The 4,926-nt window shown below is 35.4% G+C and carries 4 protein-coding genes; all 4 read left to right on the forward strand.

What is annotated here, in order from left to right; all coding sequences use genetic code 11:
* The first annotated feature begins 892 nt into the window (after positions 1 to 892).
* The 4 genes from AW17_RS23040 to AW17_RS23055 are packed head-to-tail and all read left to right on the forward strand — an operon-like array spanning position 893 to position 4,320.
* Positions 893 to 1,270, forward strand: a complete 378-nt coding sequence (locus AW17_RS23040) for a BlaI/MecI/CopY family transcriptional regulator (RefSeq protein WP_029280636.1) — start codon at positions 893 to 895, stop codon at positions 1,268 to 1,270.
* Positions 1,267 to 3,255, forward strand: a complete 1,989-nt coding sequence (locus AW17_RS23045) for a M56 family metallopeptidase (RefSeq protein ID WP_029280638.1) — start codon at positions 1,267 to 1,269, stop codon at positions 3,253 to 3,255. Before AW17_RS23040 ends, AW17_RS23045 begins: the two co-directional genes overlap by 4 nt.
* 5 nt (positions 3,256 to 3,260) lie before the next feature.
* Positions 3,261 to 3,896, forward strand: coding sequence for a TonB-dependent receptor plug domain-containing protein (locus tag AW17_RS23050; protein ID WP_083488818.1), 636 nt, complete (start codon positions 3,261 to 3,263; stop codon positions 3,894 to 3,896).
* Between the two features lie 25 nt (positions 3,897 to 3,921).
* The gene (locus tag AW17_RS23055) at positions 3,922 to 4,320 is read left to right on the forward strand and encodes an energy transducer TonB (RefSeq protein WP_051692060.1); all 399 of its coding nucleotides are present in this window, start codon (positions 3,922 to 3,924) and stop codon (positions 4,318 to 4,320) included.
* The last annotated feature ends 606 nt before the right edge of the window (positions 4,321 to 4,926 follow it).

The following is a 4,926-nucleotide window of genomic DNA, read 5'->3' on the forward strand; positions in this document are numbered from 1 at the left end:
CCGTGCAGTATTGGGCTTCTGTTTGTTTGGCAACATCACCCAGACTAGATCCGCCTCGTATACAGTTTCTATTCGTAAGCCCCCATATTTGCCCCGGACTTCCTTCAGATTCGCAGTCACCCACGACACACTTGTCTCTGGCTAACACTTCCTACTGCAAAGCGTGTTCGGGACTTGAACCCTATAGTCGATTGCCATGCCCGGCGCACCAAAAAAAAGAAGTCGGGTTTTTCAATCCTCCCTTCAAATGCACTTTCGGGGACTACTGTTGAACAAATAATCCCATTGTTTACGCTGTTTAACAACATGAAATCAAGTTCAAAATAGCGGTTTTTAGCAGAGCTAATGTACTTTTCTTGAATTCAACAATTTTTAACTTATTTTATAAACTGAGCGTTTTTCGAAAAATATTTTGGTGTTTGAAGTTAGGCTGAAAAGTCTAATAAATCTTTGAATAAAAAGTTAAAGGAAGTTTAGTTGAACTATTATTAAACTGTTATTTTCCTTCTTTGCAAGGGTTATTTCTCCACTTAAAATCAAGCCACTTACTAATAACCTGAGTTCGATAATTATTAGCTGAAAATCATATCTTATACACGCCTAATCCAGCTTTATCGTCCTGCTGAATTTATTTTACAAGTAGAAATAGTATTTTCAATTGTCTTGTAGCTACTACGTGGTCAGCATCTTTTTAGCGTGAAAGACCTTGAAATAAATTCAGGGTGACGACCGCCTTAACTGAAAACTTGATTAAAACGTCACAAAGTGAGATTTAATAATCGAACTCAGGTTTCCAATAATTTATTCAATAAAATTTGGACAACTAATAAATTAGTTTTACCTTTAGTTAAGGCAAAGCAATTTGCTATCATCCTTATTATTATTAACTATTATGGAAATTAAAGATTTAACCAAAGCCGAAGAACAGATTATGCAGGTTTTATGGCAATTGGAAAAAGCATTCGTCAAAGAAGTTATTGATGAACTCCCCCTCCCTAAACCTGCGTACAATACCGTATCAACCATTATTAGAATTTTAGAAACCAAAGGTTTTATTGGTCACGAAGCTTTCGGTAAGGCCCATCAATATCATCCTTTAATCAGTAGAGAAGAATATAAACGCCACGCAACAGAAAAGTTGTTGGGCAATTACTTCGAAAATTCGGTAGAGAGTATGTTCTCTTTCTTCGTTAAAGAAGAAAAACTGGATTTAAGCGATGTTGATGAAATTTTAAAAATGATTAACAAAATTAAACATAAGCCAAAATGAGTTTTGCCCACTACCTATTACAGGTGAACTTATACTTAATTGTTTTTTTCGGTTTTTACAAATTACTGTTAGATAAGGAAACCTACTTCACTTTAAACCGCATTTATTTAGTAGCTGCGGGCGTTTTGTCAATATCTATACCATTTATCCGTTTAGAATGGCTAACGGAGCAGAAAGCGGCGCAACAGGTTTACACTTCAGTTAATTGGGAAGCCGTATTAGCACAAGCAACGATTGTAACGGAGCGCAATACCGGTTTTAACTGGGGGAACGCATTCGTTTACATCTATTGCGCAGGTATTTTGTTTTTCTTAGGTAGATTGGTGTTTAACCTATTAGCGGTTAAAAAACTCATTTCAATAAGCAGGGCTGGCTCGGCTTTCTCTTTTTTTGGCAAAAAAGTAATTGATCGGGAATTGCCACAAATGGATGTGATTGATATTCATGAAGAAGCACATATCAAACAATGGCATACCGTAGATATTTTGTTTTTCGAAATTATAGGGATTATTACCTGGCTAAACCCGGTGATTTATCTTTATAAAAAAGCAATTAAAAATATCCACGAGTTTTTAGCCGACGAACTTGCTGCCGAATTTCAGGGTGATAAAGCTGAATATGCCATGTTATTGCTAAGTAAGTCGTTTGGCATTTCGCCAAATACCTTAACAAATGGCTTTTTAGAAAAATCGTTGATTAAAAAAAGAATTTTCATGCTTCATAAAGAGCGGTCTAAAAAGATCGCCATTATGAAGTATGGAATTTTTATTCCACTTTTTGCGGTTCTAATTGTGTTTTCATCTGCAACCGTTCGTAAAAACGAAAAATTAATGTCCATTTCTGACCAGATCCCTTTGGATAAACCGATCGAAATGGTGCAGGCAATTGTCACAGAAGAGCCTACTGAAGCTATTCCGGCGCCTAAACTATCGGTTGATGGTAAAACAGATGTAAACTGGAAAGGATTTTATCAGTTTTTATTAAGAAATATTAAATACCCAAGCACAGCCAGCAGCGATGAGGTACAAGGTAATGCCCAGATAAAATTTAATCTAAAAGGCGGCAGGGTTACCAATATTACATCGAATGTAGAACTGGGAGCAGGTTGCGATGAAGAAGTGATGAAAGCAATTTTATCTTATAAAGGATTTAAAACTGTAGCAGATGGCAAATATGCTTTAACGGTAAGTTTTAAAATTCCAGAATCTTCAGAAGAGTTTAAGAATAAATTATTACCTAAATCGGATGGATATGTAAATCTGAACAAGATTAATATCATATCTTATCTCCCTAAAACTGCCGAAGCAGAAACCAGTGTCACTAAATCTGAAAATACGGACAAAGTATATGATTTTGTTTCGATCGAGAAACAACCGGAGTTTCCAGGCGGTATAGCTAGTTTTTATAAATATCTGAGTCGCAACATCAGGTATCCAAAAATGGCACAGGAGTATAATGTGCAAGGTAAAGTTTTTCTCAGTTTTGTTGTTGAAAAAGATGGCTCATTATCAGATGTCCAAATTACAAGAGGTTTAGGAAGTGGTACAGATGAAGAAGCGATGAGGGTAATAAAAGAATCGCCAAAATGGAACCCAGGCATCCAGAATGGCTTAGCCGTGAGGGTAAAATACAACATCAACGTTAATTTCACACTCAATGACCCCACAAAAGAAACTAAAACAAGCAGTATACCAGCAAACCGGATCACCTTAAAAGATGGCATTAATCAAGAAGCATTAATCATTTTAGATGGTGTGAGGTTGCCAAACAATAGTCAACTAAACACTATAAATCCAAATAATATAGAATCGATTTCCGTTTTAAAAGATCAGGCAGCTGTTAGTCTTTATGGGCCAAAAGCCAAAGCTGGTGTAATTCTAATTACAAGTAAAGGATCTAAAAACAATGCTTTCAGACCATTGGATGCAAAGGAACTTACTATCGACAAAACTTCTAATTTTTTCGAACTTAAAAGAAAATTCTAACCAAAATGAAAAATATAGTCGCCTTTACCATAATAATGGGTTTCAGTCTAGTTGGTTTTGCACAAAAAGCCGACAGTACTAAAGCAACCAAAATAACGCTGAGAGACCTACATGCTACTGATGCGCTAGAGCCATTGATTGTTATAGACGGGAATAAGCAATATACCAGGGGAAGCTCTGCCCTGAATGAGGTAAATCCTGATAATATTGAATCTATTAGCATTTATAAAGATAATGTAGCACTAAGCAAATATGGTACTGATGGTTTGGCAGGGGTGATAGAAATTAAAACCAAAAGTAATGCAGTAGGCAGTTATGGGCTTAAAAACAAAGCAATAAAACCTATAGATCTTACTTTGAATGGAAAAGTATCAGGCTTTAGTATTCGTCCATTACCTGATTGCGAAATGCCTGTTAGGAAGCGATACCTACTAAACCGAGATTTTGACCCCAGGGCAAAACCACTTTATGTTGTGGATGGGAAAGAAGTTTCAGAAATAAAAAACCTGGATCAGCAATCTATTGAATCAATAGAAGTGCTTAAAGATTCGTCTGCTATAACTTTACATGGCGATAAGGGTAAAAATGGAGTGGTGATTATTACCACTAAAAAATCAAAAGTAACTCCCAAGAAAAACTAAATAATCAACATTTAATAAAAAAACAATGAGAAAGCTAATCTTTTTAGCCCTAACGGGCATTGCTATGTGCTATAATTCCATTAAAGCGCAAAATAACCCTGATAAAGTTTACGACTTTGTATCCGTTGAAAAACAACCTGGGTTTCCAGGAGGCATTTCAAATTTCTATAGATACTTAAGCCACGAAATTAAATACCCTGAAGCAGCGCAGCGGAACAATACAAAAGGTAAGGTTTTCGCCACTTTTATAATTGAAAAAAATGGCACTTTAAATGACTTTCAAATAATTAAAAGCCTATCACCAGAAACGGATAAAGAAGCACTTAGGGTATTGAACAAGTCGCCAAGATGGACCCCTGGCCTTATTAAGGGAAGGCCTGTGCGGGTAAAATACAACATCAATGTTAATTTCGCGCTGAACTAAAAACCGATTCTATTAATTCTCTCCAAGCACAAAACCCCAGCAAAATTGCCGGGGTTTTATGCTTTCTCTCCTGTCTCGGAAGACTAAATTTAGAAAAATTTTAATGTATATGCAAATATTACAGAATAAAATTTCTAAATATGCAAAATTTTAATATGCAAACATAAGATTATTGCGACTTTCGCAAACTTTTATTTCGAGACCGCTTTGTTGTGCAAGGTTTCGGTTTTAAATTATAAAGTTTCATATGTTTTCATAACAACGGGCAAATGTTAAATGTGTATCAGTTTTAGTCGTTAGCATGCTAACAAATCATTAAAATTTAATTCATTATTTATTCTTAGGCTATTAACCAGTATTAAACTAAGAATGTGCCTTCAACACATATTTTATTTATTTTAGGTTTAGCTTCTAACCTGAGTTCGAATTATTAAATCTCACGTTGTGACGTTTTAATTAAGTTTTCAGTTAAGGCGGTCGTCACCCTGAATTTATTTCAGGGTCTTTCACGCTAAAAAGATGCTGAAATAAATTCAGCAGGACGATAAAGCTGGATTAGGCGTATGTAAGAAATGATTTTCAGCTAATAATTATCGAACTCAGGTT

Origin of the sequence: Pedobacter borealis DSM 19626, assembly GCF_000708285.2 — a bacterium.
GTDB lineage: Bacteria > Bacteroidota > Bacteroidia > Sphingobacteriales > Sphingobacteriaceae > Pedobacter > Pedobacter borealis.